Raw genomic sequence first — 16516 nt, 5'->3', positions numbered from 1 at the left:
AGCCACCTGAGCTTCGCCGAACTTCCCTATGCGAAGATCCTCTGCCGCCTCATGCAGCAACTTCCCACAGCACAGCGCACGGCGGCCGAGCTCGACAGCTATATTGGCTCCAACCTCGGCTTCCTCTCGTTTACCACCGAGGTGTACCTGCAAGAGAGCAACTGGTGCCTTGCGCGGCCGGTGCTGCTCGTCTCTGCGGGCGCGCTTTCGGAAAAGATCGACGCGCTCGCGAACATTCCGCGTGAGGTTTGGGCAAAGACGCTGTTCGAAGACACCGGTCGCATCCGCGACGTGCTCACGCAGATGCGCATCGGCATGGAGCAGGCATTTTTGAACGCCGGCCACCAGGCTGCCCTTGGACGCGCGCTCACCTACGTCTCACCCGCCGCAGTGGTTTCCGACCAACTTGCCGGCGTGGAGTTCTACCGCTTCCTGCGTGATCTGCTCGACAACTTCGACGACCGCGTCGATAGCCTGTGCGACACCCTCCGCGACCTGCAGCGCCGCATCTTCACGAGCACAGGCACCATCGCAAGCTTCACCGGCTCGGACGAGGACTACGCGCGCTACTGGGCGTGCGCCGGAACGCTCGGCCTCGAAGCTCGCACCGTACCCGCCAAAGAGCTCTTCGTACCGGCACCCGAAGACAAGCACGAGGCGTTCATCATCCCCAGCGACGTGTGCTACCTCGGCAAAGCCGCCGACCCGCGCGCGCTCGGCCTTGCGGTCGATGGCAGCTGGAGCGTGGCGGCGAACGCACTCTCCTATGGGTACCTGTGGAACGAGATCCGCGTGAAAGGCGGCGCGTACGGCTGCGGTTTCCAGAGCGTCCCCGGCAGGCGCGTGGCGTTCTACACCTACCGCGACCCTGCGATCGACCCCTCGCTCGCGCGCATCGCGCAGGCCGGCGGCTGGCTGAGCGAACTCGATGTCGATCGCGACACGTTCGAAGGGTTTATTGTAAGCACAGTTTCCGGACTCGATGCCCCGGCGAAGCCCTACGGGCTCGCGAAGCGCCAAGACGGCGCGTTCCTCTCGGGCAGACCGGCGGACTTCCGCGCGGTGACGCGTGCCGAGATGCTCGCCGCCACACCCGAGCGCCTGCGCGAGCTGGGCGATGCCGTGAGCCGCGTGGCAGCGGAGGCGCCTGTCTGCGTCTTCGGCGGACGCGACATCATCGAGGCGAGCGACGCCGGCTGGACCGTCATCGACCTGCTTGGGTAATGTGAAAAGAGCCTTGTAAAATAACCCCTGGGGTAACGTAACGTCGCGATGTTACATCACCTCAGGGGGTTTTACATTCCAAATACGTCGGGGCGCGACAATCTCACTCGATGCAAAACGCAGCATACAGCGGGACGCTTCTGAGCTCTCGGCCCTCGTCGTCCACCGTTTTGCCGAACTCCTTTTCCGAGAGGCGGATTGCATAGGGGCTTCGTCCCGCGGACATCAGCCTCCTTAGGCTCTTTGCGCTCACATTCCTCCCAGACTTCACCTCAACGGGAACGACCTCTGCACTCTTGGTCTGCAACAAGAATTCGACCTCGCCTCTCATGCCCGATCCCTCGGGCATCCAATAAAAGCTGCGAACCTCGTTTGACCGCAAAGCCTGCATCACATAGTTTTCCGCAAGAGCTCCCCTAAAGTCCGCCGATAGTTCGTCTCGTCGCGCGTTATCGAGCACCAAAGAAGCGTCGATGCCGAACTTCTGAAACATGATTCCGGTATCTGCCAGGTATACCTTGAAGAAGCTTCCTTCATCATCGCTGTAGGGCGTAAGCGGCGCCTGCATGTCTGCCGTGCGATCATGGATGGTCACGATGCCTGCCGCGGCGAGCCATTCGAGAGGCTCGAGCAGGCGCTCACGCCTGCCTCCCCGCACTACGTCGGCGTACTTGAACTTTTTGCTTGATGCGCGAAGCAGCTGGCGAGGCAGGCTTTCCCAAATGCGTTTTGCCGAAATACCCGATATACCGTTTTCTGGATCGGTCATGTCGGCAGTGTATGTCGCGTCAATCTCGTGCTGTTCCAGCTCAACCTCACGCATGTCCCCCGTCTCGCACCATCTACGAACGGGCAACGGCATACCGCCGGTAGTGAGATACCGCCTATAAAGTTCGAGAGCTCTCTCGTGAAGCACATAAGGCTCGAGCGATTCAAAGTGCGCCCGAATATCCTTCGCCATACGCTCCTCGCCCACCGACCAAAGGAACTCCTCAAAATCAAGGGGGTGCATCTCAATCTGTTGAACGCCTGAAGGAAACGGCAGGGAACGACGCTTTGTTGTGACGCCAAGAAGGCTGCCGCTCGCTATGATGCGCCAAGGACTGTCCTCATAGAAGCGCAGGGCGTTCAGCGCCTTATCAAGTAGCTGCACCTCGTCGAAGAAGATGAGCGAGGAGGACGGATCAAGGTCGATGCGTTTATATTCGGCAATTCGCGCAATCGTAGCGTCAACATCATCGCTAGGGCACGAGAAAATACGCTCAATCGCGGCAAGATCTGTTTGGAAGTCGAGCTTTACGAACCCCTCGCCCGCAAGTCGCCTTCCCATCTGCTCGATGGTAAACGTCTTTCCTGTACGACGAGCACCCTTGATGAGCAGAGGGCGTCGCGCTCCAGAGGTAAACCAAGAGGAGATATCCTGCTCTAATTTCCGCTTGAGTTCCATAGCGATCCCTTGGCAGACTGTTTTATAAATTCATGTACACATTGTACACGAATTTATATTATTTCGTGTACATCTTGTACATGAAATTACATGTAGAACCCCTGGGGCAATAAAACGTCGCACTGTTCAAAAACCCCAGAGATTTTGTCGTCGCGCCTCAATTCACATTCTCAGAAATCATCGAATGATCTGTTCATTTTCAACCAGAAAAATGAACTAATCTTTCGATGATTTTTCGCGCAGCGAGTGCAGATGGGAGAGGAGTGGTGGCTCACGGGCGGCGCGCGGGCAGCCAGCGCCCACCAGGCAGCGCACGGGCAGCGCAGGTCCACCCGGCAGCAACACCGCCCACCAGGCAGCGCACGGGCAGCGCAGGTCCACCCGGCAGCAACACCGCCCGCGAGGCAATGCCCGTCTGCTCTACACCAAGCCCGCGCGACGGCGCGCCAAGCGGCCGGCCAGGCGAATGTCATACGGCGTGGTCTGGTAGACGTAGTAATTCAACCAGTTCGTATAGAGCAGTTGCGCTTGGCTGCACCACACGTTCAACGGCTCGCGCGAAGGGTCGTCATCCGGGAAGTAATGCGCGGGAACGTCGGGGTTGATCCCGCGCCCCAGATCGCGCTCGTATTCAAGGCGCAGCGTGTCGGCATCGTACTCGGGGTGCCCGAACACGAAGAACTGGCGGCTGTCCGTGCTCTTCACGATGTACAGCCCGGCCTCGTCAGACTCGGCGACGATCTCAAGGTCGGAGCAGGCCTCGATCACTTCACGGCAAGACTCGGTGTAGCGCGAGTGTACAGCGTAGAATCGGTCGTCGAAGCCGCGTACCAGCGGCGACGAGCGCTTCACCAACCTGTGCTCGTAAACACCGGAGAGCTTTGCGGGGAGCTCCCGCTTGCCAATGCCGTAATGATGGTAGAGCCCTGCCTGTGCGCCCCAGCAAATGTGCAGCGTGGAGTGCACGTTCTCAAGCGACCAATCCATGATGCGCTGGAGCTCCGGCCAATAATCGACATCCTCGAAATCAAGCTGCTCGACCGGCGCGCCCGTGATGATGAGCCCGTCGAAATGCTCGTGCTCAACCTCTTCGAACGTGCGATAGAACGTCTCGAGATGGTCTTCTGAGACGTTCTTCGCATCGTGCGTTCGCGTGCGCAGCAGCTCGACTTCGATCTGGAGCGGCGTGTTTGAGAGCTTGCGCATGATCTGCGTCTCGGTAGCGATCTTCGTGGGCATGAGGTTCAAGATGAGCACGCGCAGCGGACGAATGTCCTGGTGAAGGGCGCGGTACTCGGTCATGACGAAGATGTTCTCGCGCTCGAGCGCAGTCGTTGCGGGCAGCGCGTCGGGAATACGAATGGGCATGCGGTCTCCTCCTCTAACACGCCGGTTCCTGCAAACAAACCGCAGAATGACCGGCGAGTTACCATCTTTTCACGCGACGCCTAGAGCGTCAAGGCGGCCGTAGGCTCGTTTTTAACGCCCGCTAACCGATTTCTAGCAAGTTTGTTCAGATATGAACGAAAAAGACGGTCCGCACCCTGCTCCCAAACCTCCGTGAATCCGTTCGCGAAGAGTTTCCGCAGAATTCATTCGCGCGACAACAGACACACGCACGACTGGCATACGGTTTCGCCCGCCGTTCAACCTTCGCATCGTTCATATCTGAACTGGGTTACTAGTTTTCTCCTCACCGCCGAAAAAAGCAGACGAATCCATCGGGCTACTTCGTCGTCCGCCTCGTCTCGTCGGCCGCAGCCTCGGCTTCAAACGCCGCGACCGCACCCAGCAGCGCCTCGCCGTATTCCTGCAGCTTCGCCTCGCCGATGCCGGGGACATCAAGCAGCTCCTCCCGCGTCGATGGACGCAGGCGGCATATACCGCGCAGCGTCTTATCGCTGCAAACGATATACGGAGGCACCCCACGCTCCAATGCAAGGTCGCGACGAAGCACGCGCAGACGCTCGAAGAGTTCAGCGTCATCGCCGAGATGTGGCCGTTCAGGCACCGTCTCGCTCGCAGCTGCAACGACGCCGATAGCACCGTTCGCACGCCCAGCTGCCTGCACCGACTCCTCGTCACGCAGCAGGTCGGCAACCTTCCGCGAGCGCTCCTTCATGCGCTTCGACGCCGGCCGCTTTATGGTAAAGGTGAAGCCTGGAAGCGGCACATCCTCCACGCCGTACGCAGCTCCTTCGCCAAGCACCTCGCGCGACCGCTCGCCCAAACCGATCACCGGATACTGTCCCTGCGATACCTCGAGGTAGCCCCTGCCGGCAAGCTGGTCGATCACATCCTTTATCCGCCCGAGCTTCATGTCTGCAAGCGACCCGTATCCAGGCGCTTCCACCAAGCGGAACTTCCGCAGTTTCTCGTTGTTCGCACCGTGGAGCGCCTCGGCGATGACGGTCTTGCCGAAACGGCGCGACCGCGGAGCGACGAACCGCACGATAGCGATTGCGGCCTCCGTCACATCCTCCGTCTCGAACTCGGTACGGCAGTTCGAGCAATTCCCGCAGCCGTTCTCGCACAGCTCGCTCGCCGCGCCCAGTGCGCCCCTGTCTCCGAAATACCGCAGGATGTACTCGCGCAGGCATCCGGTGGTTTGGCAGTAACCTTCCATCTGCCCCAAAAGCCGATAGCGGTTCTGCCGCGCGCGCTCGCGCTGCTCCAAGCTCAGCGATTCCTCGGAAACATCGCCCTGGTCGATGAGAAAGCGCCGCAGGCGAAAGTCGTTGCCGTTCCACAAGAGAATGCAGCTCGCCGGATCCCCGTCGCGCCCGGCTCGCCCGGCCTCTTGGTAATACGCCTCGATGCTCTCCGGCACGTTCATGTGGATCACGTAGCGCACGTTTGGCTTGTCGATACCCATGCCGAAGGCGTTCGTCGCCACCATGACGGGAATCGAGTCTTGGATGAAGCCCTCTTGGTTCTCGCGCCGCTCCGATGCGGAATGGCTGCCGTGGTAGCGGCCAACGCGCACGCCCTCGGGCATGAGCTGGAGCTGCAAGTCGCACGCCAGCTCATCCACACCGCGGCGCGTCGCACAGTAGATGATGCCGCTTTCGTGCGCGTGTTCCCGAACATAGGATGCGATCCACGCGCGCTTGGCCTTCTCCCCCAGCTCGCGCACATCGTAGTAGAGATTCGGCCGGTCGAACCCCGTCACCTGCAGCTCGGGCGCGCGCAGGCCGAGCATCCCGACGATATCGGCGCGCACGCGCTCGGTCGCCGTCGCGGTATAGGCCGCAAGCACCGGTCGCTTCGGCAGCGAGTCCACGAAGCGCGCGATCTCGAGATACGAGGGGCGGAAATCCTGCCCCCACTGCGAGATGCAGTGTGCCTCATCGACCGCCACGAGCGGAATGCCGATTCCTCCCGGCGCGGCAGCTGCCTGCGCAAACGTCAGGAACTGCGGGTTACTCAGCCGTTCGGGAGCCACGTACATGATCTGGTACCAGCCCTCGCTCGCCCGCTTGAGCACGGTGTTCTGCTGCCCCTGCGTGAGCGTGGAGTTGAGATACGCCGGGCGCGCACCCGCCGCCTTGAGTGCGAACACCTGGTCTGCCATGAGCGAGACGAGCGGGCTCACCACCAGCGTGATGCCCGACAGCATGAGGGCGGGCACTTGATAGCAGATGGATTTGCCCGCACCCGTGGGCATCACGCCGAACGCATCGCGCCCGTCGAGCACCGCCCCGATGAGCTCCTCCTGCCCCGCGCGGAACGAGTCGTAGCCGAAATGGCGCTTGAGCGTCTCGAATGCCCGGGGATATCTCTGCAGAAGATCTGCCACCATCGTCCTTCCGTGAAGCCCGGCTCCAGTGCCCTTCGCCTGCTGGATTCGGCGCCCGCCGTCCACCTGACGCCGTTTGCCCGCCAATGCCTTCGAGCATAGCACGCGGCACCGCGCGCGTGATAGAATCAGCGCACGAACGCAGAGCCCGCACAGAGGAGGACCTGTGGCCAGCGCAGCCGATACCATCACCGAACGCGCGCTCGAACTCGCGCGCCTCGCCGTCATCCGCCGCATCATCACGGCTGCCGCCGTCGTCGTCTCCGCACTCGTGCAGGCATTCGTCATCCAAGCCTTCGTGAACCCTGCGAACTTACTGCCCAGCGGCTTCACCGGCGTCGCCGTGCTCATCGACCGCATCACGGCGCTGTGGGGCGTGCGGATCTCCATGGACCTCGGCATGCTCGCGCTGAACATCCCGCTCGTGCTCATCTGCTGGAGCCGCATCTCCAAGCGCTTCGTGGTGTTCTCGATGATGCAGGTCGCGCTCTCGGCGGCGTTCCTGCGGTTCTGCGATTTCCAGCCGTTGCTCGACGACCAGATCATGCTTGTGGTGTTCGGCGGGTTCATCTCCGGCATCTCGATCGCCATCACGCTCAAGGCGGGCGCGTCCACGGGCGGCACGGACTTCATCTCGCTGCTGGTTGCGAACAGCACCGGTAAGACCATCTGGGGCTTCATCTTCGCCGGCAACTGCGCGCTCATCCTCGTGTTCGGCGCCATCTTCGGCTGGGAGAGCGCCGCGTACTCCATCGTGTTCCAATTCATTTCGACGAAAACCATCGACAGCTTCTACCATCGCTACGACCGCGTAACGCTGCAGATCACCACGAAGCTCGCCGACGAGGTCATGGATGCCTACATCGCGAGCTTCCAGCACGGCATCAGCTGCGCTGAGGTGATCGGCGGCTATAGCCGCGAGCGCATGTACCTGCTACACACCGTGGTCTCGACCTACGAGAGCGAGGACATCGTGCGCCTGGTGCGCGAGGTCGATCCCGGTGCCGTGATCAACGTGTTCCGCACCGACAATTTCATCGGCGGCTGGTGGCACGGCCATGTCGACGAGCCGGTGCCCACTGCCGTGCCAGACCCCTCGAAGCGCCCCGCGCGCGAGGCTGCCAAGCGTCGCCGTAGCACCCTCATGCAAGACGACGGCCGCTAGCCGTCCGGCCTTGTGACCCAATTAGGGACAGGTGCATTTTGGGACATCCGGCGCGCGGCCATGTAAAATTACCCCAGGGGTTTTTAACATTGACCGATAACCGCACCCAACCAATATCGACGTAGTCGGGCAATGTTAAAAACCCCTGGGGTAATTTTACATGGCCGCGCGCCGGATGCTTCCCGTCGGAAGGAGGCAGCGGCGGCCGCGTCGAACGCGGTTGTGTAAAGCGTCTGCGCGGAGACGAGATCGGGCGGCTCGACGCCGCTTTTCGCCGCAAGGATGTTGTCGACCACGATGTTGCCCATGCGCTCGCCCGATTCCTTGGTCGAACCAGCGACATGCGGCGTGACGAGCACGTTGTCGAAGTCGAAGTACGGCATGTGCTTCGGCGGCTCCCGCTCGAAGACGTCCGTCGCGAACGCCGAGATCGTGCCCGCCTCGAGCGCCTTGCTCAGCGCATCCTGCCGAATGACGTTGCTGCGCGCGGTGTTGATAAGGATGGCGGAGGGCTTCATGATCTTCAGCTCTTTCGTGCCAATCATGTTGCGCGTCGCAGAGGTCAGCGGCACATGGAGCGTCACGACGTCGGAGCGCCGCAGCAAGTCGTTGAGCGTCGTGTAAATGAGCCCGTAGATGGTCGGCTCCGTGCGCTGCACGATATCGTAGCCGAGCACGTCCATTCCAAAGCCCATCGCTCGCCGCGCAACGGCGGTACCGATCTGCCCGACGCCGATGATGCCAATGGTCTTACCATACAGGCTCGTGCCGACAAGCTTGTTCCAATTGCCGTCGCGCGTGCTCGTAGCCATATGCGTGATACAGCGGGCAAGGTCGAGTATGAGCCCGAACGTGAAATCGGCGGTCTCCTCGCGGTTCGCCGCCGGGGCGTACGTAACTTGGATATTGTTCGCGCGCGCCTCGATAAGGTCCACCCCGTCGAAGCCCACACCGTAGCGCGCGATGATCTTCAGCTTATGCAACCTGCGGATCGTCGCGGCGGAAAGCGAGTCGTTTCCCAAGATGAGCGCGTCCGCGTCCTGCGCGAACTCGACCATCTCCCTGCCGTTGAGCGGCCTGCCGTAGGGGTTGAGTCGAACACTGCATCCTGCCTCTTCGAGCCTATGCAGCGGCCCGGTGGCAAAGCGGCCGAAGGTGACAGCGCTCGAAGCGACAATCCAGCTAGACATCGGTTAATCCCTCGTGGTGGAAGCAGCAGGCGAACAAGATACGGAAACGGCGTGCCGCATCTGGCGACACGCCGACCGGAACGATTATATGCCGATGTAAGGGGGCGTACAAGGGACTCCCCCGTGCATCAGCCCTCGTCGAGTGCCGTCGATAGCAGCGTGCACGTGCGCTCGACAAACTCTCCGAACATACGCGTCCCCTTTTCCGCATCTGCGAGAACGGGATTTCCATACACGCCCGAAACGCTCAGGTCGCCAATCGAGGTGTTGTCGTATCCATACAGCACCGGCCGCTCGGGATACTCCGAAACCGCGCGATCCTGATGCACGAGGTCGGGGCGTGCCGCCAGCATGAGCGAGGTCTCGAACTCATCGGCGTGGAACATTCCGCCCCAGGTAGTCGACTCCATATGCGCCTCAAGCGACGCCGAGAGACCCGGGTAGAAGCAGGCGAGCACCTTGACGGGCGTCTCGTCGGAGACTTCGCGAACGGCGTATTTCATAGTCGCGCCATTTGCCTCGTGGCCGTTGATGATGAGCAGGACGCGAATACCCCAGCGCTCCACGGAATGAGCGATGTCTTTCAGCACGGTTTGCAGCACCTGCTGCTGGAGCGCGACGGTACCGACGCGGTCGCGCCACACCCACGAGTAGCCGAAGTTAAGGTCGGGAAGCACGATGGCGCCCGTCCGATCCGACACCTCGCACGCAAGATGCCGCGCGAGGAAGATGTCCGTTCCCAGCGGGAGATGATACCCGTGCTGCTCGGTGGAGCCCAGCGGCAGAAGCGCGATCGGCGCCCGCTCGACCTGCTCGGCAACCTCCGGCCAGGTATGCTCGTTCAAGATGAATGCCATGCGTCCTCCCTAAGATGCAGCGTAGGTGAGCCAAAGCAGCCCCCGGAGCCAGCCGGGGACTGCACGGACTCGGTTTAGAACACCGCCAACCAGCGCTTGGGGTTCTCGATGAAGATCTTATCGATGTCTTCTTGGCTCACGCCCTCGTCCAAAAGGCGCGGGACAAACTTCGTCTTGATGTACTTGAATCCCGGGCCGCCGCCGTATCCTTCCAGATAGGAAGCGCGCCCCATATCGCCCGAAATGAGGAGCTGATCGCCGTATCCATGCTCGATGACGGACTTGATGAGCTTCACACGGACGCTGTCCGGGTAGTACTTCGCCTTGCCGGGGCCGTCGAGCTGCACATAGATGCCGCGGTCACAGAGCTTCAGGAAGTAGTACTCGTCCGGATTGCGATCGAGGTGGCCGAGAGCCACCTTGGTGAGGTCGATTCCTTCGCGCTCAAGCAGGTCGCAGATCTCGAGCCCCATCGTGCCGCATTCGGTGTGACCCCAGATGGGCGCTCCCGTCTGCTTGTGCGCGATGGTGGCCGTGACGGTCGTCTTCTCCTCCAAAGGATGGATGAGGTTGTACCATGTACCGATCTTGAGGAAGCCGGCGCGAACGCCGCCGCGTCCGGTCTCGATGTCGCGCGTGAGGATGGCTGCAATCTCTTCCGCGCTGAGATACGTCACCCAATCGGGATAGTAGATATGCTTGTTGAAGCCAGTCGTCGCGATCACGTGCACACCGGTAATCTCGGACATGATGCGGAGCTTTGATAGGTCGCGGCCGTAATCGAGCGTCGAAGCCTCGACGAGCGTCTGTCCGCCAACCGAACGGAAGTTCTCAAGCTCGTGGACGCTGCCCTCGAAGCTCGAAAGCTCGAGGTCGCGGTCCTTCTGGCAAGCAGGGGGAACTGCCCACAGATGCTCGTGCGGATAGGTAAAGCCCATCTCCTCGCCGGGAATATCACCGGTAACCGTTCTTGCGTTTCCCATAGAGCACCAACCTTTCGCTATGATGATGAATGGCTTCGCGCTCGAAGTGCGAAGTGGGGGACGGCGAGGGCAGAAGGCGCCAACCAGAGCCCTCGCTCGTCCTGCCTAATCAAATTAGAGGCCGAACACCATGCCGACGAGGCGCATGATGACGGCAACGATGATGGCGTCGGTCGAGGCGAACCACAGACCTTCAACGCCGTACTGCGTGACGTCGATGAGCGGGTATGCCAGCGCAACGATGATGCTGAATAGGAAGCCCAGCAAGAACGAGGAGACGACGGCTCCGCGCTTGCCACCGAGCTTGTCGCCGAACACGCCGGCGGCGCCACCCATGAAGAACAGGCCGATGACGCCAGGAAGCACGACGACGGACATCTGGGTGCTGATGAAGGTGGCGAGAATGCCGCCGACGAACGCGCACAAGAAGCCAATCGTGGTCGCCACGGGAGCGGCACCATAGAAGATGGGGACGTCGAGCGCGGGACGCGCACCGGGGACGAGCTTCTCGCTGATGCCCTTGAAGGCGGGGATGATCTCGCCGAGGAACATGCGGACGCCCTGCAGCAGCACGAGCACGCCGGCAACGAACGTCAGGCCCTGGACGATGGCGTAAACGAACATGTTCTGGCCAGCGGCGAGCTCGCCGACGACCTCGGGACCGGCGGCGACGGCAACGATGATGAACACGGCCACCATGATGATGCCCATCAGGACGCTCATGTCCTTCAGGAAGCCGAAGCTCTCGGGAACATGCATGTTCTCCCAGGTATCCTCTTCCTCGTTACGGTCCTTCTTGCCCACGAGCTTGCCGATCCAACCGCAGAACACGATGAGGGAGCTGCCCCAGAAGCCGAAGCCCACGGCGTCGGTCTTGAGGATCTTCTTCGTGAAGGGCTGCGCGATCGCGGGGAATACGACCATGCTGATGCCCTCGATGACCGAACCGATCGCGATGGCGGTCCAACCGTTGATGCCCATGATGTCAAGGACGATCGCCATGGTGCCAGCGAAGCTGAACATCATGTGACCGGTGAGGAAGATGAACTTGAACGGCGTGATGCGCGCCAGGATGATGTTGATCACGAACGAGATGAGCATGATCATGGGCGTCTCGAAGCCGAGTACGGTCTGCACACCGGCGACGAGAGAGTTATCCTCGGGCACGACGCCGCTCATGCCGAAGGCGGCGTTGAACATCGTGCTGAACGGGGTCAGGGCTCCGCTGATCACCGTGGAGCCGGCGCTCAGGACGAGGAAGCCGAGCATGGTCTTGAACGTGCCCATGACGACAGTCGAGGGCGAGTTCTTCATCGCCACCAAACCGATGAGGGCGACGAGACCCATGACGATGGCGGGTGTGCTTAGAAAGTTAACCAGGAAAATCTACCATGGTCTTCCCTCCTTGTTATTGTTCGAGATACGGCAGGATCTGAGCTTCCATCGCCGCTTTATCGAGCATGTTGTCAACGGCCAGCACGGGGACGTCAGCCTCGATCTGCTTGGCGATCTCGGAGGACGCGACGATTAGATCGCAGGGCTTACCCTTGTAGGAGCCGAGGTCGGTTGCCTCGCCTTCGACCTTCTTTCCGTGCTTGGAAGCAATCTCCTGGATGGTCATGAGCATCATGAGACTCGTTCCGAAGCCCATACCGCATACGGTCAATACCTTCATTTCATTCACCTTCTTCCAAGATCTCGAGAACGTTCTCGTAGTCTTCGGCGTCGTGCAGCCGCTTGACAACGTTGGGGATCGCAAGCGCCGATGCAAGCGCCTGCAAAAGTTCGAGGTGCCCTTCATCCGTCGTCCCGCCCAAGGCGATCACCACCGAGGCCGGATCGTTGGTGGGATGACCAAACGCAACGGGCTCCGCCAGGGTTAGCAGCGATATGCAGGGGCGTGCCACCGAACCGGATGGCCGCGCGTGCGGCATCGCGAGTCCGGGAGCTATCACCATGTACGGCCCGAGCGAGCGATACGCGTCGACCATGGCGTCAACGTACGCCTCCTTTGCATTGCCGGATGCGACAAGCAACTCGCCGGCACGCCGTATGGCCTCCTCCGCATCCATGGCGTCGACCCCGAGGGCAACGCTTTCCGGCGTGAGAAGGGTTCGCAACGTCTGCCCAGGGGCATTCATGTCGGCTCCTTCCGATCTAGAGGGACGATTGCGCCCGTTCATAGCAAACGAGCATCTCGAGCGACTGCCTGATGCCTGCAGCATCGAGCGCGTCGAGGTCTTCGGGGCGGAAGCATCCGGTTCCCAGCCCGGCATAACGCGCGCCAGCGTCGAGATAGCTTTGGATGTTTTGAGCGTTGATGCCTCCAACAACCATGATGGGGAAGTCACCTAGGGGCGCCCGCAGGTCTTTAAGATACGCAGGCGTCATACGCGCTGCCGGAAAGACCTTGATGATGTCCGCCCCGAGCGATAGTTGCTTGTAGATCTCCGTCGGGGTGAGACCCGAAGGAATCGCCAGCACGCCGCATTCATGAGCGTAGTCGATAACGTCCGCGCCGAATTGAACGGGCGAAAGAAGGAACGACGCACCCGCGTCGACCGAGCGCTTGGCATCTTCGAGCGAAAGGACCGTGCCCGCGCCGATGAGGAGCTGACCTTCGAACTCGTTGCATAGGCTGCGGATGTCCTCGCATGCGTGATCTCCGACGAGCGAAACCTCCATCGAGCGTATCCCCGTCGCGACCATCTGCTCCGCAATGAGGTGCAGCTGCTCCGACGAGAGATTCCGCGCAATGACCGTCACCGTTGGAAACGAATCTGCCTTCGTCTTCACGCGATTCACCTCCCTTGAATATTCTGAAATGAATATTAGCGATTATTCTATCACATAACCTTCATATCTAGATGAGGTGGTGTGCAGCGTATCGGTAAACGGCATAGGTTTGAAGCATTTGTTAGAAGCTCATTATAAGCACAGGTATTAGATAGTATTTTTGCGCGATTAAGAATTGCTTGCCCTCGGTGAACGGTATCGCTTTGACATATGCCTGTCTTTGTCCGCTGATTTATGAAGCTTATAATGCTATTAGTAAAACTGAAAATGCATAATTTTTACTATACTTCTGTATATTTTAAGCAACAGCCAGCTCTATGACCCAATTAGGGACAGGTGCATTTTGGGACATCCGGCACGCGGCTTCGCATCGTGCTTAGTCTTCGTCTCCGCTCTCACCGAGCTGCTCGAGCACGCGAAGCGCCGCTGCGACCACGCCGGAGTTGTTCTCGCCCGCGTCGAGTCCGCGGCCCACACCGCTTCCCGCACCGGCGCCCGGCCGACATGGCACAGAGAGCTTGCGGCTCTTGGGGAAGTTCGTCGCGCCCAAGCTGGTACGCAACTCAAACGCGGCCGTCTTGGGCACGTCGACCCCTTGGAACACCAGGCGGCCGCCCGTGAGCGAGATGCTCTCGAGCCCCAAGCGGTCTGCACGAATGCGCAGGCGCGCGCGGTCGAACAGGTTCAACGCGGCAAGCGGCGCCTCGCCGAAGCGCTCCTCGCATTCATGCTGGATCTCATCGACCGCGGCGAGCTCGTCCGCAGCCGCCAGCTTTCGGTACACGAGCACACGCCGGTCAACCTCCGGGATATATTCCTCGTCCAGGTAAAAGTCTGCAGGCAGGTTGATCGCCACACCCGCTGCCTCGACATCCCCCGCCACCTCGCCGCGTGCCTCGGCCACCGCCTGCCCGAGCATCTGGGTGAAGAGGTCGAAGCCCACGCTCGAGAGGTTACCGTGCTGCTCCGCGCCCACAAGTGACCCGGCACCGCGAATCTCCAGGTCGCGCATGGCAATGCGCATGCCGCTTCCAAGCTCCTGGAACTCAGAGAGCGCGGTCAGACGCTCCGTCGCCTCCTCGGTAAGCGGCAGCTCGCCGGGGAACATGAAGTACGCGTACGCCTGCGTGGCAGAACGGCCAACGCGCCCCTTGAGCTGGTAGAGCTGCGCCAAGCCCAGCCGTTGCGAGTCCTCGATGATGAGCGTGTTCGTATGCGGGTTGTCGATGCCACTCTCGATAATCGTCGTCGCCACGAGCACGTCGATGCGCCCCATAGCGAAATCGATCATGACATCCTCGACCTCACGCGGGCTCATCTTGCCGTGCGCCACGCCCACGCGCGCCTCGGGTGCCGCCTCGTGTACGCGGTCGGCTGCATCGTCGATGGTCTTCACGCGATTGCTCACGTAATACACCTGGCCGCCGCGGCCGAGCTCCAGGCGAATCGCCGCGCTCACCACATCGGGGTCGTATTCGCCCACATGCACGATGACCGGACGGCGCCCCGTGGGCGGCGTGGTGATGAGGCTCATGTCGCGCACGCCGGAAATCGCCATCTGCATGGTGCGCGGGATGGGCGTCGCCGAGAGCGTGAGCACATCGATCTGCTCGCGCAGGTTCTTCAACTGCTCCTTGTGCTGCACACCGAAACGCTGCTCCTCATCGATAATCACGAGCCCCAGGTTCGCCGGATTCACGTCGCTCGAAAGCAGACGATGCGTACCCACGAGCACGTCGATCTTCCCCTCCGCGAACGCAGCAAGCGCGCGCTTTTGCTGCGCCGGCGTACGGAAGCGGGAAAGCACCTCGACTTCGACGCCAAAAGGCGCGAAGCGCTCGAAAAACGTCTGGTAGTGCTGCTGTGCAAGAATCGTCGTGGGGCAGAGCACCATGACCTGTCGGCCGCTGTCCACGCATTTGAACGCCGCGCGCAGCGCCACTTCGGTCTTGCCAAAGCCCACGTCGCCGCAAAGCAGGCGGTCCATGGGTTTCGGCGCCTCCATATCCGCCTTGATGTCTGCGATGGCGTCGAGCTGGTCGTGCGTGGGCTCATAGGGGAAGCTCTCCTCCATCTCGATCTGCTCGGGCGTGTCGGGCGGGCAGGCGATACCCGTGATGGACGAGCGGCGCGTGTAGAGATCGACGAGGTCGAATGCGAGCTTCTTGGCGCTCTTGCGGGCGCGCGTGGTGGCGCGACTCCAGTCGGCGGTATTGAGGCGCGTGAGACGCGGATTCTGGCCGTCCGGACCCACGTAACGCGTGATGCGATCCACTTGCTCGAGCGGCACGTACAGCTTGTCGCCATCAGCGTATTCCAGCAGGAAGTAGTCACGCTCGCGGCCGGCGACCTCCTGGCGCACGATGGCTGTAAAGTGCGCGATGCCGTGCGTGGCGTGCACCACGTAGTCGCCGGGCTTGAAGGGGAACGTGACTTCGGTCACGTCCACGCGACGGTGCGTCTTGCGCCCGCGCCGCGCGTCCATGCGGGCATTCAGATCCGCGATGGAAAGCACCGCGAGCTGCGCCTCCGGCACCACAACGCCCGCCGGGAGCGGCAGATCGATGAACGTCACGCGTCCCCGCGTGATCGTTGGAACGGTGTGCGCACGGCCCTCGTCCCCGCCAAAAGGGACGGTCCCGCTTGGCAGAACGCCTGTCCCTTTTGTCATGGCATTGGGGACTGTCCCCAATGTCAGGGGGCGGGCATTGAGGGGGTCGGCGTCGCGTTTGAGCAGCGTTACGTGCACCCGCTCGCCCAGAGCGCCCGTATTCTCGGGCGCCGTTTGCAGCGATTCTTCGAACGCGATCCCCTCGTCGCCCAAGGAGAGCTCGAGCGACTCGCGCGCACCGCGGTCGGGCGCGGCGAATACGCAAGCAAAACGGTTCGACGTCAGCTCACGCACACGCGAGATGAAGCGCGTATCGGAGCCTGCAATCGCGGGCTGCTCGATCTTGAGCTCGGATGTCACCGCACCGCCGGCGCGGATGATCGAGACGAAGTTCAGCCGCTGCTGCCCGCCGAAATCAAGCTCCTGCGGGCGCAGGGACAGCCC

12 protein-coding genes and 1 pseudogene are annotated in these 16516 nt (G+C 61.4%); 2 read left to right on the top strand and 11 right to left on the bottom strand.

What is annotated here, in order from left to right:
• Window positions 1-1224: pseudogene (locus tag QZ079_RS03440) on the top strand (peptidase M16); the annotation flags it as partial.
• Between the two features lie 103 nt (window positions 1225-1327).
• Here QZ079_RS03440 and QZ079_RS03435 read toward each other — a convergent pair.
• The 3 genes from QZ079_RS03435 to QZ079_RS03425 form a co-directional block, all read right to left on the bottom strand.
• Window positions 1328-2671 carry an ATP-binding protein gene (locus tag QZ079_RS03435; RefSeq protein WP_297035136.1) on the bottom strand — a complete coding sequence of 448 codons (1344 nt, stop codon included), beginning with the start codon at window positions 2669-2671 and terminating at the stop codon, window positions 1328-1330.
• Between the two features lie 420 nt (window positions 2672-3091).
• Entirely contained in the window at window positions 3092-4039 is a 948-nt protein-coding gene (gene metA / locus QZ079_RS03430; RefSeq protein ID WP_297035131.1) for a homoserine O-succinyltransferase, read from the bottom strand.
• A gap of 358 nt (window positions 4040-4397) precedes the next feature.
• On the bottom strand, window positions 4398-6473 hold the full coding sequence (locus QZ079_RS03425; RefSeq protein WP_297035128.1) for an ATP-dependent DNA helicase RecQ: 2076 nt from the start codon (window positions 6471-6473) through the stop codon (window positions 4398-4400).
• A 163-nt stretch (window positions 6474-6636) separates the two neighbouring features.
• Here QZ079_RS03425 and QZ079_RS03420 point away from each other — a divergent pair, with 163 nt between their 5' ends.
• Window positions 6637-7635: a YitT family protein gene (locus tag QZ079_RS03420; protein ID WP_297035125.1), complete on the top strand. Its 999-nt coding sequence runs from the start codon at window positions 6637-6639 to the stop codon at window positions 7633-7635.
• Between the two features lie 83 nt (window positions 7636-7718).
• Here the strand turns inward: QZ079_RS03420 and QZ079_RS03415 are convergent, their stop codons facing one another.
• From QZ079_RS03415 to mfd, 8 genes are all read right to left on the bottom strand, one after another.
• On the bottom strand, window positions 7719-8825 hold the full coding sequence (locus tag QZ079_RS03415; protein WP_297035122.1) for a phosphoglycerate dehydrogenase: 1107 nt from the start codon (window positions 8823-8825) through the stop codon (window positions 7719-7721).
• Window positions 8826-8953: 128 nt separating this feature from the next.
• Window positions 8954-9682 (bottom strand): creatininase family protein, encoded by a 729-nt coding sequence (locus QZ079_RS03410; RefSeq protein WP_291288020.1) that lies wholly within the window; start codon window positions 9680-9682, stop codon window positions 8954-8956.
• 74 nt (window positions 9683-9756) lie between these two features.
• On the bottom strand, window positions 9757-10665 hold the full coding sequence (locus QZ079_RS03405; RefSeq protein ID WP_297035120.1) for a phosphotriesterase: 909 nt from the start codon (window positions 10663-10665) through the stop codon (window positions 9757-9759).
• Between the two features lie 114 nt (window positions 10666-10779).
• Window positions 10780-12045, bottom strand: coding sequence for a PTS ascorbate transporter subunit IIC (locus QZ079_RS03400; RefSeq protein ID WP_297035139.1), 1266 nt, complete (start codon window positions 12043-12045; stop codon window positions 10780-10782).
• Window positions 12046-12073: 28 nt separating this feature from the next.
• Entirely contained in the window at window positions 12074-12340 is a 267-nt protein-coding gene (locus tag QZ079_RS03395; RefSeq protein WP_291288023.1) for a PTS sugar transporter subunit IIB, read from the bottom strand.
• 1 nt (window position 12341) lies between these two features.
• Window positions 12342-12806: a PTS sugar transporter subunit IIA gene (locus QZ079_RS03390; protein WP_297035115.1), complete on the bottom strand. Its 465-nt coding sequence runs from the start codon at window positions 12804-12806 to the stop codon at window positions 12342-12344.
• Window positions 12807-12822: 16 nt separating this feature from the next.
• Window positions 12823-13461 carry a bifunctional 4-hydroxy-2-oxoglutarate aldolase/2-dehydro-3-deoxy-phosphogluconate aldolase gene (locus tag QZ079_RS03385; RefSeq protein ID WP_297035113.1) on the bottom strand — a complete coding sequence of 213 codons (639 nt, stop codon included), beginning with the start codon at window positions 13459-13461 and terminating at the stop codon, window positions 12823-12825.
• Between the two features lie 376 nt (window positions 13462-13837).
• The coding region (gene mfd / locus QZ079_RS03380) for a transcription-repair coupling factor (protein ID WP_297035109.1) at window positions 13838-16516 on the bottom strand (2679 nt) is incomplete at its 5' end.

It is taken from the genome of uncultured Enorma sp. (genome assembly GCA_905210055.1).
In the GTDB taxonomy this organism is placed as follows: domain Bacteria; phylum Actinomycetota; class Coriobacteriia; order Coriobacteriales; family Coriobacteriaceae; genus Enorma.
The sequence above is the reverse complement of the archived record's forward strand: the minus strand, read 5'-3'. Positions and strand labels throughout refer to the sequence as shown.